This window comes from Neoroseomonas eburnea, from assembly GCF_018129005.1.
Classification (GTDB): Bacteria; Pseudomonadota; Alphaproteobacteria; order Acetobacterales; family Acetobacteraceae; genus Neoroseomonas; species Neoroseomonas eburnea.
On sequence record NZ_JAAEDL010000019.1, the window covers coordinates 43,468 to 57,003 of the forward strand.

The window sequence follows — 13,536 nt, forward strand, 5'->3', positions numbered from 1 at the left end:
CGCGACCAGCCCCCGCACAGGACCTGCCGGCCCGATGAAGATCACCCGCGTCACCACCCATCTCCAGCGCAGCGACTTCACCTATGGCGCCTCGGCCGCGGGCGTCGGGGGCAACCTGCACCTCAAGGCCATGGACACGCTGCTGGTGCGGGTCGAGACCGATGACGGAATCCATGGCTGGGGCGAGGGCTTCGGCTTCACGGTGGCGGAGACCACGCGGGACGCGATCGACCGGCTGATCGGCCCCGCCTGCATCGGGCAGGATGCGCGCGACATCGCCGGCGTCACCCGCATGCTGGCACGCCGGTTCCACAATTTCGGCCGCAATGGGCCGGTCACCTTCGGCATCTCGGCGATCGACATCGCGCTGTGGGACATCCGCGCCAAGGCCGCGCGCAAGCCGCTGCACGCGCTGTTGGGCGATGCCGCGCGGCCCTCCGTGCCGGCCTATGCGAGCCTGCTGCGCTACGGCAATCCGGACGACGTCGGGCGCAACGTGACGGAAGCGCTCGCCCGCGGCTATCGCCGGATCAAGCTGCACGAGGTGGACCTCGCCTGCATCCGCGCCGCGCGCGCCGCCGCGCCGCGCGGGATCCCGCTGATGCTCGACATCAACTGCGCCTGGGACACGGAAGAGGAGGCGGTGCAGTTCTGCGAGGACGTCGCCCCGCATGACATCGCCTGGGTCGAGGAGCCGATCTGGCCGCCCGAGGACATTCCCGCGATCGCGCGCATCCGCGCCGCCGCCCCGGTGCCGATCTCGGCCGGCGAGTGCAACGGCAGCGTCGAGGATTTCTGCCGCATGTTCGAAACGCGCGCGGTGGACGTGGCGCAGCCATCGGTCACCAAGATCGGCGGGCTGTCAGCGATGCTGGAGATCGCGGAGCTGGCGCGCGAGGCCGGCGTGCGCCTGGTGCCGCACTGCCCCTATTTCGGCCCGGGGCTGCTGGCGACGCTGCACTTCCTCGCCGCGACGGAGGAGGCCGAACCGATCGAGATCTACTTCGCCGACCTCCGGCAGGCGCCCTATGGCGAGAAGCTGGTGCCGCGCAACGGCACCATCGACGTGCCGGACGCGCCCGGGCTGGGCTACGAGCCGGCGCTGTGACGCCTCGGAGTCCGTTTGAGAATGCGCCGATCGGCGCATTCTCGATGCCGGCACCGGCCCGCGCCCCCGCCCGGCCATCCAATCAGCATACTGTCGTCGGGTGGCCGGGCGGAGGTGCGGGCCGGTGCCGGCATCCTCGAAGGAGCTCTCATACCAGCGGCACGAGTCTTTGACTCGTGCCGAGGCCGCGAAAGCGGCCCGCCGGTGGTCCGGCGAAGCCAAGCAGGCCGGAGGTTTGCGCCCGGCGCCCAAGGGCACGAACAGCCTCATACCAGCGGTCGCGAAGAGCGGCCGATGGTATCAGCCCGGCAGCCGGTAGAAGCGCGTGGCGGAGCGCCAGAAGAGATCCGCCTTCTCCTCCTCGCCGGCGCCCGCCGCCAGGCGCTTGAAGGCGTTCCAGCCGGCCGCGTAGCCGTAGCCGCCCTTGTCCACCGGAAAGTTGCTCTCGAACATGCAGCGCCTGCTGCCGAAGAGTTCGATGCAGCGTTCCATCCACGGACGCCAGGCATCGGCGAGCATCTGCGAGGAGGGCGCGATCTCCCCATCCTCCAGTCCGAAGCCCGGCAGACGCATGCCGAGGCCGCCGAGCTTCACCATCACGTTCGGGCAGGCCGCGAGGTCGCGCATGTTCGCCGACCATTGCGCGAAGACCTCGTTCCGCTTTCCGGCATAGCCCCCGATGCCGAGGATGCCGCCGCAATGGTCGAGCACCATCGGCACCTGCGGAAAGGCGCGCGCCAGCGCGGCCAGGCGCGGGATCTGGTGGAAGTAGAGCCAGGCGTCGAAGGACAGGTCGCGCCTCGCCAGTTCCGCGATGCCGGCGCGGAAGCCGGCGCTGTCCAGCATGTCCTCGGCCGGGGTGTAGGCCGGGTTCAGCATCTCCGGGTCGGGGTCCCAGGTGGCGATGTGGCGGATGCCGCGGAAGCGGCCATTCCCGGCGGCGATATGGGCGTCGAGCACCGCGCCCGCCGCCTCCCCGCGCGTGAGGTCCGCGAAGCCGACGATGCCGGCGCAGACGCGGACGTCGCCATAGACGCCGCTCTCGCACATGGCGGCGACGCCGGCGGCGAACTGGGTCTCGCCGACCGGGCGCAGCTCCTCCGGACCGTCGGCGCGGTGGAAGGCGCGCGCCTGCACCAGCACGGTCGCGCGCACGTCATGCCCGGTGCGGATGTCGGCGAGGATGTCGTCGAGCAGGTAGCGCCAGCCCGGGCGCTCCCACAGGTGGTGGTGCGGATCGACGATCCGCTGGCCGGGGTCGAGGATCTCCTCCTGCCGGGCGGCCAGCCAGGCTTCGCGGACGGGCAGGTAGTGCTGGCTCATGCGGCTTTCCTCGGCGGCGAGAGGCTGGGGCGGGCGTTCAGCATGGCCGGTTCGAAGCCGGCGAGGCGCTTGTAGTGGGCGGCGATCTCGGCGCGTTCGGCGAGCGGCATCACCGCCTCGATGTCGGCGAAGCCGTCCGGCGCGCGGGCCTCGGCGATGTCGAGCACCATGTCGGGGCCGTCGCCGCGCGTCGCCACCAGCAGCGCCGCGGTGGCGGGCCGGCGGACGGCCTCATAGGCTTCCAGCGCGGCGATCGGGTCGTCGATGGTCGCGAGCTTCAGCGCCAGCGTGCGCGCATCCAGTATGCCCTGCGACGCGCCGTTCGATCCGATCGGGTAGAGCGGATGCGCCGCGTCGCCGAGCAGCGTGACGCGCCCATGCGTCCAGCGCGGCAGCGGGTTGCGGTCCACCATCGGGAATTCGTAGACCGACTGCGCCGAACGGATCAGCGCCGGCACGTCGAGCCAGGGAAAGCGCCAATCGGCGAAGGTGCCGAAGAAGTCCTCGATGCGCCCGGGGCGGTTCCAATCCTCCCGCTTCCATTCCTGGTCCGGGTCGACGCGGCGCTCGGCGATCCAGTTGGTCAGCTTCCGCCCATCCGGCAGGTCGGCGATCGGATAGACGACGAACTTCACGTCGCGATTGCCGGCCAGAGCCATGGTCGCGCCGGTGAGGAAGGGCGCAGCGATGCTGGTTGCGCGCCAGAGGATGGCGCCGTTCCAGATCGGCGGGCCTTCATCCGGGTAGAAGGCGGTGCGCGCGACGGAATGGATGCCGTCGGCGGCGACCAGCACGTCGCCGCGGGCGCTCCGCCCGTCCTCGAGGCGGAGGGTGACGCCGGTCGCGTCCTGCTCGAAGCCCGCCATGCGCGCGCCGAGGACGATGCGCGCATCGCCCAGCCTCTCGCGCGCCGCCTCCAGCAGCACCAGGTGCAGGTGGCCGCGATGGATCGAGACCTGCGGCCAGGCATAGCCGGCGAACCTGCCGCGCGGCTCGGACCAGATCATCTGGCCGAAGCGGTTGGCATAGGCGAGTTCCCGGGTGACGATCCCCGCCGCGGCGACGCGGTCCTGCAGGCCGAGCTCGGTCAGTTCCCGCATCGCATGCGGCAGCACGTTGATGCCGACGCCGAGCGGCCTGATCTCCGGCGCCTGCTCGAAGACCTCCACCTCGATCCCGGCGGCGTGCAGCGAAAGCGCCGCCGCCAGCCCGCCGATCCCACCGCCGGCGATGAGTACGCGCATGCCACTGGCTCCATTCCCTGCGGCGCAGGATAGCGGCGCCGGCGGATCGGGTCAGCCCGGGGGGTCAGGGCGCCGTGGCGCCGATCTTCTCCGCCACCGCGCGCGCCGCCGCCGCGGTGCCGTCCCTGCCGCCGATATCCGGCGTGCGCAGCCCGCCGGCGAAGGCGGCGTCCACCGCGGCATCGAGTTCCGCCGCCGCATCGGCGAAGCCCTGCCCGGCGCCGCGCCCGGCCAGCCAGTCGAGCATCATCGCGGCGGAGAGGATCGTCGCCGTCGGGTTCGCCAGCCCCTGCCCCGCGATGTCCGGCGCAGTGCCGTGCGCCGGCTGGAACACCGCATGGGTATCGCCGATGTCGGCCGACGGCGCGAAGCCCATGCCGCCGATCAGCCCGGCGCCGAGGTCGGAGAGGATGTCGCCGAACATGTTCTCGGTCGGCAGCACGTCGAAGGCCCAGGGCTTGCGCACCAGGTCGAGCGCCATCGCGTCCACGTAGTGCGTCGCATGCGCGACGTCGGGGTAGGCCGGCGCGGTCTCCGCGAAGATCGCGCGCATGAAGGCGAAGGCGCGGAAGACATTGGCCTTGTCCACCAGCGTCACCGTGCCCTTGCGGCCGCGCCGCTCGGCCCGCCGCCGCGCGAGGTCGAAGGAGAAGCGCGCCAGCCGCTCCGTCGTCGCGCGGGTGATGCGCAGCGTCTCCTCCGCCATGTCGTGCGTGACGGTGCCGCGGTCGCGGGAATGGAACAGGCCCTCGGTGCTTTCGCGCACGATCACCAGGTCCATCTCCCGCGCGCGCGGGTCGGCAAGTGCGACCGGCACGCCGGGCAGCGCGCGGAAGGGCCGCACGCCGGCATAGAGGTTCAGCCGGAAGCGCAGGTCGAGCTGCGGCGCGATCTCCGTCCCGTCCGCCGCGCGGATCTCCGGCCAGCCCATGGCACCGAGCAGGATCGCATCCGCCTTGGCGGCACTGGCAAAAGTCTCCTCGCTCATCGCCGTGCCGGTGTCGCGGTAGCAGAAGGCGCCGGCGCGCAGTTCCTCGAAGGCGAGGCCGATGCCGTGGCGCTTCGCCAGGGGGTCCAGCACGGCGAGCGTCGCCGCGGTCACCTCCGTGCCGATGCCGTCGCCCGGCAGGACGGCGATGCGCAGCGTGTTCGAGGGCATGGGCATGGGCGTTTCCTCGGGCGTGTTGCTTGCCGCGCTTGTCCCATGGGCGCGCCGCCCGCGCCAGCCGGTGTTCACCGCGCGGCAAGGCTTCGCCGGCAGGATGCGGCGTGCCACCACCAGGGTCTGCTTCCGTGCCGCGCGATCCGCTTGCCACCCTCGCCAGGCTGCGTCGCCTGGATGTCTTCGCGGCGCAGCGCCGCCTGGCCGAGGCCCGGGCCGCGCTCGCCGCCCGGCAGGACGCCGCCGCCGCCCATGAGGCAGCCCTCCGCGCCGAGCGCCCCGGCGATGCGCCTGCCACCTACGGCGCCTTCCTCGCCCGCGGGCTGGAGGCGCGCCAGGCCCATGCCGCCGCCACCAAGCGCGCCGAGGCGGCCACCGAGGCGGAGCGCGAGGCCCTGGCGCTTGCCCGCGGTGCGGAAAAGCTCATCGATATCCTGCGCGAGCGCCGCGCCGTCGCCGCGCGCCGCATCGCCGCCCGCCGCGCCCAGGCCCGGCTGGACGAGGCCGCGCAGCGCCAGCGCGACTGACCCGCCCCCCTCGCGCATTCGCGCGCGTCATGTAGTGTGCGGCCAAACTCGGCTCCCGGGAGGAACCATCATGATCCGCACACCCGGCCGTCGCGCGATTCTCGCCGCGGCCTCCCTGCCCCTGCTGTCCGCCATCGCCCGTGCGCAGTCCGACTGGCCGAACCGCCCGGTGCGCATCATCGTGCCGTTCCCGCCGGGCCAGGCCTCGGACATCATGACGCGGCTGGTGGCGGACGAGCTTTCCAAGCGCTGGCCGCAGCGCGTGATCGTGGAGAACCGCGGCGGCGGCGCCGGCGCCCCGGCACTGGAAGCCGGCGCGCGCTCGGCGCCGGACGGCTACACGCTGATCGCCGGCACCTCCGGCACCCTCGGCGTGAATCCCTCCGTGCTGCCGCGCATCCCCTATGACGCGGAGAAGGATTTCGCCGCCATCAGCAACGTGGCGATGGTGCCGCTGCTGGTGATCGCGCATCCCTCCCTGCCGCAGAACACGATGCAGGAGGTCGCGGCGGCGGCGCGGGAGCGGCCGGGCGCGCTGGACATGGCCTCGGCCGGCCCCGCCACCAGCCAGCACATGGCGGCGGAGCTGCTGATGCTGCGCGCCAACATCCGCTTCAACATCGTGCACTACCGCGGCAGCGGGCCGGCGATCGCCGATGTCATCGCCGGCAATGTGAAGCTGATGACGGACAGCGTCGCCTCCGCCCTGCCTCATATCCGCGAAGGGCGCGTGAAACCGATCGCTCTGTGCTCCGCGCGCCGTGTGCCGCAGTTGCCGGAGGTGCCGACGATCGCGGAAACCCTGGTGCCGGGCTATGAGGCAGCGGGTTGGAGCGGCCTGGTGGCGCCCGCCGGCACGCCGGCGGAGATCATCCGCCGCATCAACGCCGACGTCGTCGCCGTGCTGCGCGATCCGGCGATCTCGGGGCGTATTGCGCAGATGGGCGCGGTGGCCGATCCGGGCACGCCCGAGGACTACGCGGCGTTCATCCGCAACGAAATCGCCAAGTGGCGCGAGGTGGCGCGGGCGGCGAACGTCCGGCTGGAAGGGTGAAGGAAGGCCGGGGGAGTGAACTCCCCCGGACCCCCTCCTTTTTCTGTCTGTCGGCAAGGAGCACCCGGCGCGCCGCGTGCGCCCATCCAGGTGATCAAAGAAGGAGGGGGGATCGGGGGGAGTTCCCTCCCCCCGACCTTCAGCCGCGCGGCAGGATCCGGCACGCCTCATCCGCCGTGCGCGCGAGCAGGATCATCCGCCGCGCAGCGACCGCCGCCGCGGCGGCCTCGCCTGCCACATGTTCGGCAATTCGGCTGCTCAGCACACCGCGGACCATCGCATCCACCGCGACGTCGGTCGCAGCGACCGTCGCCGCATCCAGCGCCACGCGCCGCAGCAGGGACACGGTCCCGGCGATGCCGGGCCGAAAGCCGTGCAACGCCGCCACCTGCCGCACCAGCCGAATGCCGCGCCAGGCGAAGACCAGCGCATCGAGCCCCGGGGACGGGCTGACCGCCGTCACCGCGAAGGCCTGCATCGCCGCGGCGCGGCCGAGCGCAGCCGCATCCTGCGCGATCGGCGCCAGGGTCTTCGCTTCCACCAGCGCGCAGGCCGCGTCCATCGGCATGTCGCGCAGGTTCCCGGTGCGTGGAAGGCCGGGCGGCAGACGCGCCTGCCAGGCCTCAAGCTCCGCCTGCAGCACCGCGACGTCTCCGCGGGCATGCGCCGCGCGTGCCCGGTCCACCGTGCGCAGCGCGAGATAGCCGCGCGCCTCCCGCCCGATCGCCGCGAAGACCAGCCCGAAGCCGCCGACCGCGACGGCCAGCGTCAGCCAGCCGAGCCAGGCCGCGCGGGCGAACTGCGCCGCGACGAAATTCCCCGCCTCCAGCAGCGACAGGCCGAGCACCAGCACCGCCGCGCCCGCGCCGAGCAGCGCGAGCGAAGACCAGCCGCGGCTGCCGGGCGGCGCCACGACGGCCACCGCCTTCTCCCATCCGAAATCGAGCCGCGGCGCAGGGGCCGCACCTTCGTCCAGGATCACCCGCGGCGCCGGGGCCGCGCCGGGTGTGGGCGTGCGCAGGCCGGTCGCGCCATCCTCCCGCCGGTCGCCTGGCGGGGTCACAGCAGGTCCGCCACGAGCCAGGCGAGCAGTGCGTCCAGCCCAAGATGCGGCATCCCCGACGCCCCATGGCGGTCGAGGCGCGGCGGGCGGAATTCCGGCATGCTGAACAGGCCGGCATCCCAGAAGGCGGGTTCGGGCGGTTTCATCGGCACCTCGCCCGGATAGATGGTGGCGCCGACGCCTTCCTGCAAAAGCACCCCGCGGACGGCGGCGACCGCCTGGCCTTCCAGCCGCGCGACGGCATCCTCGGTGCAGCGGATGGCGGCGACGGCATGGCAGGAGACGGTGGCGCCGGAGGCCTCCGCCCGCCCCCGCGCGCCGAGGGTGATGTGCTCCACCAGCGCCGCCAGCGAATCCCGCGCCCGCGTCGGCACGTGGTCCGCCTTGGTGGCGGCGAAGGCGACACGCGAGGGCGCGGCGCCGAGCAGCCGCTCCAGCCAATTGGCGCCGGAGATGATGGCGGCGACGGCGGCCAGCGCCTCGGCCGTGTCGGTGAAGGCTTCCTGCCCCGCATGCAAAGCGCCGAGCACGTCCACCAGCACCACCTGGCGATGGAAGCGCGAGAAGAAGGGGTCGAGGAAGTTGGCCCGCTGGTCGTCGAGATAGGCCGCGTAGCGTCGCGCGCAGAGATCGGCGAGGCCGCCGCGCACGGAGTCCGGCAGCGGGAAGAACCAGAGCAGCGGCGCCTCCCCGCGCGGACCCGGATTGAGGAAGCGGCCGGGTTGCAGGAAGCGCAGCCCGTGCGTGTCGCGGCAGGCGCGCAGGGCGTCGCGGTAGAGGGTGAAGCCGCGCTTCGCCAGCACGTCCTCGGCGGGCGCTTCGGGCGGCAGGGAGTCGATGAAGGCGAGGAAATCGGCCGCTGCCGCCGCGCGCGTGCCGCGGCGCAGGCGCGCCAGGGTCTCGGCCGACCAGGCCGCATGGCCCTGCCGCAGCATCGGCAGGTCGAGCAGCCATTCGCCGGGATAGTCGATCAGGTCGAGCGTGACGCGGCGCTCGGGCAGCAGCCCGCCGAGCGAGGTGCGCCGCTCCACGTCGATGGCGAGGGAGAGAGTGGAGAAATCCTCGGTCCGCTCCGGCCAGCGTGGCGGGTCGGCGGCCAGCGCGCCGAGATGGGCATCGGGATCGAAGCGCGGCACCGTCTCGGTGTCCGCCGGCACGACGAAGACGCGGCGGATGCGCCCGCCCGCCGCATCCGACAGCGCGGGCAGCGTGCGCGCGCCACGCCCCGCGGCGAGCAGATTCGCGATCAGCGAGGTGAGGAAGACCGTCTTGCCCGCGCGCGACAGCCCGGTGACGGCGAGCCGGATGCGCTCGCGGCCGATCAGGGCGCGGGCGGCGTCCTCGGTGGTGTCGAGAACGACCCGGAGCAGGGAAAGCGGATCCATGGGGCGGTCGTCAGCGCCGCCGGGGGAAATCGGTCATGGCCAAGGGTCGCACCCGGCCGTCGGCTTGGGCAACCGCCCGGCCCCGAAATGGGCTTGAATTCGACTGTGTTTCGACATATCTTATTTCCCGATAGATCGAATTCGGTGGAGGCCGATATGCATCACAGACAGTTTCATGGTCATCATCACGGGCATGGCCATCATCACGGGCGTCGCTTCGCACGCCAGGAGGACGGGAACCCCGGTCGCCATGGTCATCCCTGGCGCGGGCGTGGCGGCGGCGGGCTCGGGCGGTTCTTCGCCCATGGCGACCTGCGCCTCGTCATCCTGCACCTGATCGCGGAGAAGCCGCGCCACGGCTACGAGATCATCAAGGCGATCGAGGAGCGCGTGGCCGGCGCCTACAGCCCGAGCCCCGGCGTGATCTACCCGACGCTCACCCTGCTCGAGGAACTCGGCTACGTGACGGTCGAGGCGGCCGAGGAGGGCAACCGCAAGCTGCACGTCATCACCGGGCAGGGCCGTGCCTTCCTCGAGGCGAACCGCCCGGCGCTGGACGCGCTGCTCGCGCGGATGGACGAGGCCGGCAGCGGCGGCCCCGCGCCGCAGGTGATCCGAGCCATGGAAAACCTCAAGCTGGCCCTGCGGCTGCGCCTGTCGCGCGGCCCGCTGAGCCCGGCGGAGGCCGATGCGGTGGCCGCGGCGATCGATGCCGCCGCCAGCGCCGTGGAGAAGAGCTGATGCTGCGCTCTGAAGCGCGCGTCGCGACCGCCTCGCCGCGCCGCTATCTCGGCCAGCTCTGCAAGCATTTCGGCCACAAGGTGCCGGCGAGCTGCGACGGGCGGCTGGGGCGCATCGACTTCCCGTTCGGCCCTTGCGAGCTGGACGCCTCGGCCGAGGATGCCCTGGTCCTGCGCGTCGCGGCGGCCGATGACGAGGCGCTGGCGAGGCTGGAGCACGTCGTCGGCAGCCATCTCGAACGCTTCGCCTTCCGCGAGGCGCTCGAGATCGCCTGGAGCCGGACGCCGCCCGCGCCCTGAAGGCGCAGGCAGCCCGGGCGGTCAGCGCTGGATCAGCTCGATCTTGTAGCCGTCCGGGTCTTCGACGAAGGCGATGATGGTGGTGCCGAACTTCACCGGCCCGGCTTCGCGCGTCACCTTGCCGCCGGCGGCGCGCACCTTCTCGCAGGCCGCGGCGACGTCCGGCACGCCGACGGCGAGGTGGCCGAAGGCGGTGCCCATCTCGTACTTCTCCACGCCGTAGTTGTAGGTCAGCTCGATCTCGCCGGCGCCGGAGGCGTTGCCGTCCCCGTAGCCGAGGAAGACGAGCGTGTACTTGCCGTCCGGCACGTCGCGCCGGCGCAGTTCCGTCATGCCGAGAAGCTGAGTGTAGAAGGCGATGCTGCGGTCCAGGTTGCCGACCCGGAGCATGGTGTGCAGGAAGCGGCCTTCGCTCATGCTGTCGTTCCTTCCGTGAAGTCCGCCGGGTCGAAGGCCAGCAGGAAGAGCCCCGCCTCCCGTGCCCGGGCGATAGTGGTGTCTCGATCGAGAAGGATGGTGCCGTTGGCCTCGAAGGCCAAGCCGCGAAGCCCGGCGGCGGCGGCGGCATCGACGGTGCGCGGCCCGATGGTCGGCAGGTCCGCCAGGCGCGACTGGCCGGGCTTGACGCATTTCACCAGGACGCCGCCAGGTCCTTCGCGATGCAGCCTGCCGCATCGGTCCAGCATCGCGTCGGTGCCCTCGATCGCTTCGACGGCGAGGACCAGCCCCTGTTGCACGACGCAGCCCTGGCCGACATCGACGGCGCCGAGCGCGCGGCACACGGCAAGCCCGCGCTGGATGTCGGCGCGCGCGAGGTCATCGGGCTGCGGCCCCGCCAGCAACGCCGCCGGCGGCAGCAGCCCGGCCAGCACCTGCTGCGCGCCGAGCACCTCGAACCCGTCCTCCGCCAGCACCTTCATCACCGCGCGCAGGATCGAATCGTCGCCGGAGAAGGCCGCCTTGCCGATGCGCGCAAGCAGCTTCATCCCCGCCGCATCCGGCCGCAGGGAGAGCAGCGACGGCCGTGCGACCGTCCCCGCCAGCACCACCTGCCGCACGCCGTGCTGCTTGAGCCAGGCCAGCATCTGCGCCGCCAGGCCCCAGCGGAAGACGCGATGCGGCAGCGCGGGATAGGCCGCCGCATCGCCATGCCCTTCGAGCACCACGACGACGACCGGCCGGCCCGAGGCGGCGACGGCTTCCGCCACGCGCACGGGCAGCCCGCCGCCGCCGGCGATGACGCCGAGCGGTTCAGCCGCGATCATCGCGACGGCGCCGGGCGATCAGTTGGTGTCGTCCTCATCGCCCGCATCGACGTCGCGCCCGGCCTTGCACAGGCCACGCTTCGACGGCGCCTTGATGAAGGCGAGGATCTCCGCGACCTGCGCGTCCTCGGGCCAGCGCGCCTCGGCCTGGGCGAAGCGTTCGGTGAATACGCCCGGCTCCTTGAACAGCAGGCGGAAGGCGCCGCGCAGCGCGTGGATCTGCGGGCGGGTGAAGCCGCGCCGCTTCAGCCCGATCAGGTTCAGCCCGATCATGCGCGCGCGGTTTCCCATGGCGGAGCCGTAGGGGATCACGTCGGCCTCGACGCCGCTCATGCCGCCGATCACCGCCTGGCGGCCGATGCGCACGAACTGGTGGATCGCCGTGCCGCCGCCGACGAAGACGGTGTCGCCGATCTCGACATGGCCGCCGAGCATCACGTTGTTCGCGATGATGACGCGGTCGTGCAGCGTGCAGTCATGCGCGACATGCGCGACCGCCATGATCATGCAGTCGGCGCCCACATGCGTGACGCCGGCGCCGCCGACGCTCCCGCGGTGGATGGTGGCGTGCTCGCGCACCAGGGTGCGCGCGCCGATCTCGCAGCGCGTCGGCTCGCCCCTGTACTTCAGGTCCTGCGGCGCCATGCCGATGGTCGCGAAGGGAAACACCTTCACGCCGGCGCCGAGCCGGGTGTGCCCGTCCACCACCACATGGGAGACGAGTTCGACGCCGTCTCCGAGGACGACGTCGGGACCGACCACGCATGCGGGCCCGATGCGGCAGCCCGTACCGATGACGGCGCCTGGGGCGACCGCCGCGGTCGGATGGATGTCTGTCATGTTCAGCGATCCAGGATCATGGCGGCGTAGGTGGCTTCCGCCACCACCTTGCCGTCCACCTTTGCCTCGGCGGAGAACTTCCAGATGTTCCCGCGCTGGCGTTCCTTCTTCACGTGCACGCGCATCTGGTCGCCGGGCACGACGGGCTTGCGGAACTTCGCGTTGTCCACCGTCATGAAGTAGACGAGCTTGCCCGCCCATTCGGGACCGAGCGTCTCCACCACCAGCACGGCGGCGGTCTGCGCCATGCACTCGATGATCAGCACGCCGGGCATCACCGGCATGGTGGGGAAATGGCCCTGGAAGAAGTTCTCGTTGATGGTGACGTTCTTGATGCCGATGCAGGAGTCGTTCTTCACGAGCTCCACCACGCGGTCCACCAGCAGGAAGGGGTAGCGGTGGGGAATGGCGTGCATGATCTGCGCGATGTCGAAGGTACTCACCTCGCGCGGTGCATTCGTGGCCGTGTCGTGTTCGCTGCTCATGACGTCCCGCCCGTCTCTCAGTTCCTCTTAGGCACGGCGAGCTGCCGCAGCCGCGTGATAGCGCGCATGAATTCCCTGGCCGGCCAGGCCGGGCTGCCGACCACGTCGGTGCCGGCCGGCACGTTGGCCATGACGCCGGCCTGGGCCCCCACCCGCACCCCGTCGCCGAGCGTCACGTGGCCGGCGATGCCCGCCTGCCCCGCAACGACGACGAAGTTGCCGAGTTCCACGGAGCCGGCGATGCCGACCTGCGCCACGATCACGCAGCCACGGCCCATTTTCACGTTGTGGCCGACCTGCACCAGGTTGTCGAGCCGCGTGCCCGCGCCGAGCACGGTATCGCCCGCCGCCCCGCGGTCGACGGTGGAATTGGCGCCGATCTCGACGCCATCGCCCAGGATGACGCGACCGAGCTGCGGCACGGTCACGTGCTCCCCGGCCTTCGTGGTGACGAAGCCGAAGCCCTCATTGCCGACCCGCACGCCTTCGTTCAGCACCACGGAAGCACCGGCCAGGCAGTGCAGCATCGAGGCATGCGCCCGCAGGATCGACCCGGCACCCAGCACGCAGCCGGGCCCGACGACCGCATGCGGCCCGAGGATGCAGCCAGGCCCGATCTCCGCCCCGGCACCGACCACGGCGAAGGGGCCGATTTCGCACCCCTCCCCGACCGTCGCGTCGGCGGCGATCGCCGCCGTGGGATGGATGCCCGGGACCGGCGCCGGCCGCGGATGGAACAGCGCCGCGACGCGCGCGAAGGCAAGCTGCGGCGCCTCGCAGACCAGCGCGACGCAGCCTTCGGGCACCTCCGCCTCGACATCCGGCGAAACCAGCACGGCGCCGGCGCGCGTCGTCTTCAGCGCGGCGGCGTGACGGCGTCCTTCGAGATAGGCGACCTCATCCGGCCCGGCATCCGCGAGCGGCGCGACATCGGTGAAAAGCCTTGTGCCATCGCCGCCGAAGCGGGCCCCGGCGGCAGCCGCGATGGCCGCCAGGCCGAGGGCCCCGCGGGCCGGGAAAAAGCGCGGATCCGCCCCCAC

The 13,536-nt window shown here is 72.1% G+C and carries 15 protein-coding genes; 5 read left to right on the plus strand and 10 right to left on the minus strand.

Annotation, left to right across the window (positions count from 1 at the left end; genetic code table 11):
• The first annotated feature begins 34 nt into the window (after positions 1–34).
• Positions 35–1,108, plus strand: a complete 1,074-nt coding sequence (locus GXW74_RS18295) for a mandelate racemase/muconate lactonizing enzyme family protein (RefSeq protein WP_211847981.1) — start codon at positions 35–37, stop codon at positions 1,106–1,108.
• Between the two features lie 300 nt (positions 1,109–1,408).
• Here the strand turns inward: GXW74_RS18295 and GXW74_RS18300 are convergent, their stop codons facing one another.
• The 3 genes from GXW74_RS18300 to GXW74_RS18310 all read right to left on the minus strand — a co-directional run bounded on the left by GXW74_RS18300 (position 1,409) and on the right by GXW74_RS18310 (position 4,840).
• The gene (locus tag GXW74_RS18300) at positions 1,409–2,431 is read right to left on the minus strand and encodes an amidohydrolase family protein (RefSeq protein ID WP_246523630.1); all 1,023 of its coding nucleotides are present in this window, start codon (positions 2,429–2,431) and stop codon (positions 1,409–1,411) included.
• Positions 2,428–3,675: a flavin-dependent oxidoreductase gene (locus tag GXW74_RS18305; RefSeq protein ID WP_211847982.1), complete on the minus strand. Its 1,248-nt coding sequence runs from the start codon at positions 3,673–3,675 to the stop codon at positions 2,428–2,430. The genes GXW74_RS18300 and GXW74_RS18305 overlap by 4 nt, the downstream gene beginning before the upstream one ends.
• A gap of 64 nt (positions 3,676–3,739) precedes the next feature.
• Positions 3,740–4,840 carry an isocitrate/isopropylmalate dehydrogenase family protein gene (locus GXW74_RS18310; protein ID WP_211847983.1) on the minus strand — a complete coding sequence of 367 codons (1,101 nt, stop codon included), beginning with the start codon at positions 4,838–4,840 and terminating at the stop codon, positions 3,740–3,742.
• A 128-nt stretch (positions 4,841–4,968) separates the two neighbouring features.
• On the opposite strand from GXW74_RS18310, the gene GXW74_RS18315 reads away from it, so the two are divergent.
• Both GXW74_RS18315 and GXW74_RS18320 read left to right on the plus strand, forming a co-directional pair.
• On the plus strand, positions 4,969–5,364 hold the full coding sequence (locus tag GXW74_RS18315) for a flagellar FliJ family protein (protein WP_211847984.1): 396 nt from the start codon (positions 4,969–4,971) through the stop codon (positions 5,362–5,364).
• A 70-nt stretch (positions 5,365–5,434) separates the two neighbouring features.
• Positions 5,435–6,418, plus strand: a complete 984-nt coding sequence (locus GXW74_RS18320) for a Bug family tripartite tricarboxylate transporter substrate binding protein (protein WP_211847985.1) — start codon at positions 5,435–5,437, stop codon at positions 6,416–6,418.
• Between the two features lie 139 nt (positions 6,419–6,557).
• Here the strand turns inward: GXW74_RS18320 and GXW74_RS28655 are convergent, their stop codons facing one another.
• On the minus strand, positions 6,558–7,481 hold the full coding sequence (locus GXW74_RS28655) for a DUF697 domain-containing protein (protein WP_211847986.1): 924 nt from the start codon (positions 7,479–7,481) through the stop codon (positions 6,558–6,560).
• Positions 7,478–8,866, minus strand: coding sequence for a YcjX family protein (locus tag GXW74_RS18330; RefSeq protein WP_211847987.1), 1,389 nt, complete (start codon positions 8,864–8,866; stop codon positions 7,478–7,480). The genes GXW74_RS28655 and GXW74_RS18330 overlap by 4 nt, the downstream gene beginning before the upstream one ends.
• Positions 8,867–9,022: 156 nt before the next feature.
• Here GXW74_RS18330 and GXW74_RS18335 point away from each other — a divergent pair, with 156 nt between their 5' ends.
• Positions 9,023–9,607: a PadR family transcriptional regulator gene (locus tag GXW74_RS18335; protein ID WP_211847988.1), complete on the plus strand. Its 585-nt coding sequence runs from the start codon at positions 9,023–9,025 to the stop codon at positions 9,605–9,607.
• Complete coding sequence (locus tag GXW74_RS18340) at positions 9,607–9,906, plus strand: DUF2218 domain-containing protein (RefSeq protein ID WP_211847989.1); 300 nt, start codon at positions 9,607–9,609, stop codon at positions 9,904–9,906. The genes GXW74_RS18335 and GXW74_RS18340 overlap by 1 nt, the downstream gene beginning before the upstream one ends.
• Positions 9,907–9,927: 21 nt before the next feature.
• Here GXW74_RS18340 and gloA read toward each other — a convergent pair whose 3' ends face one another.
• From gloA to lpxD, 5 genes are read right to left on the minus strand one after another with little or no spacing between them, the layout of a single operon-like run.
• Positions 9,928–10,323 (minus strand): lactoylglutathione lyase, encoded by a 396-nt coding sequence (gloA, locus tag GXW74_RS18345; RefSeq protein WP_211847990.1) that lies wholly within the window; start codon positions 10,321–10,323, stop codon positions 9,928–9,930.
• Positions 10,320–11,171 carry an LpxI family protein gene (locus tag GXW74_RS18350; protein WP_211847991.1) on the minus strand — a complete coding sequence of 284 codons (852 nt, stop codon included), beginning with the start codon at positions 11,169–11,171 and terminating at the stop codon, positions 10,320–10,322. Before GXW74_RS18350 ends, gloA begins: the two co-directional genes overlap by 4 nt.
• A gap of 18 nt (positions 11,172–11,189) precedes the next feature.
• Positions 11,190–12,011, minus strand: coding sequence for an acyl-ACP--UDP-N-acetylglucosamine O-acyltransferase (lpxA, locus tag GXW74_RS18355; protein WP_211847992.1), 822 nt, complete (start codon positions 12,009–12,011; stop codon positions 11,190–11,192).
• A gap of 2 nt (positions 12,012–12,013) precedes the next feature.
• Positions 12,014–12,496, minus strand: coding sequence for a 3-hydroxyacyl-ACP dehydratase FabZ (gene fabZ, locus GXW74_RS18360; protein WP_211847993.1), 483 nt, complete (start codon positions 12,494–12,496; stop codon positions 12,014–12,016).
• A 17-nt stretch (positions 12,497–12,513) separates the two neighbouring features.
• The gene (gene lpxD / locus GXW74_RS18365; RefSeq protein ID WP_211847994.1) at positions 12,514–13,536 is read right to left on the minus strand and encodes a UDP-3-O-(3-hydroxymyristoyl)glucosamine N-acyltransferase; all 1,023 of its coding nucleotides are present in this window, start codon (positions 13,534–13,536) and stop codon (positions 12,514–12,516) included.

Excerpts from the sequence above, each read along its gene's own strand:
- GXW74_RS18295 (WP_211847981.1), top strand. The coding sequence starts at position 35 with ATGAAGATCACCCGCGTCACCACCCATCTCCAGCGCAGCGACTTCACC.
- GXW74_RS18300 (WP_246523630.1), bottom strand. The coding sequence starts at position 2,431 with ATGAGCCAGCACTACCTGCCCGTCCGCGAAGCCTGGCTGGCCGCCCGG.
- GXW74_RS18305 (WP_211847982.1), bottom strand. The coding sequence starts at position 3,675 with ATGCGCGTACTCATCGCCGGCGGTGGGATCGGCGGGCTGGCGGCGGCG.
- GXW74_RS18310 (WP_211847983.1), bottom strand. The coding sequence starts at position 4,840 with ATGCCCATGCCCTCGAACACGCTGCGCATCGCCGTCCTGCCGGGCGAC.
- GXW74_RS18320 (WP_211847985.1), top strand. The coding sequence starts at position 5,435 with ATGATCCGCACACCCGGCCGTCGCGCGATTCTCGCCGCGGCCTCCCTG.
- GXW74_RS18330 (WP_211847987.1), bottom strand. The coding sequence starts at position 8,866 with ATGGATCCGCTTTCCCTGCTCCGGGTCGTTCTCGACACCACCGAGGAC.
- GXW74_RS18335 (WP_211847988.1), top strand. The coding sequence starts at position 9,023 with ATGCATCACAGACAGTTTCATGGTCATCATCACGGGCATGGCCATCAT.
- GXW74_RS18340 (WP_211847989.1), top strand. The coding sequence starts at position 9,607 with ATGCTGCGCTCTGAAGCGCGCGTCGCGACCGCCTCGCCGCGCCGCTAT.
- gloA (WP_211847990.1), bottom strand. The coding sequence starts at position 10,323 with ATGAGCGAAGGCCGCTTCCTGCACACCATGCTCCGGGTCGGCAACCTG.
- GXW74_RS18350 (WP_211847991.1), bottom strand. The coding sequence starts at position 11,171 with ATGATCGCGGCTGAACCGCTCGGCGTCATCGCCGGCGGCGGCGGGCTG.
- lpxA (WP_211847992.1), bottom strand. The coding sequence starts at position 12,011 with ATGACAGACATCCATCCGACCGCGGCGGTCGCCCCAGGCGCCGTCATC.
- fabZ (WP_211847993.1), bottom strand. The coding sequence starts at position 12,496 with ATGAGCAGCGAACACGACACGGCCACGAATGCACCGCGCGAGGTGAGT.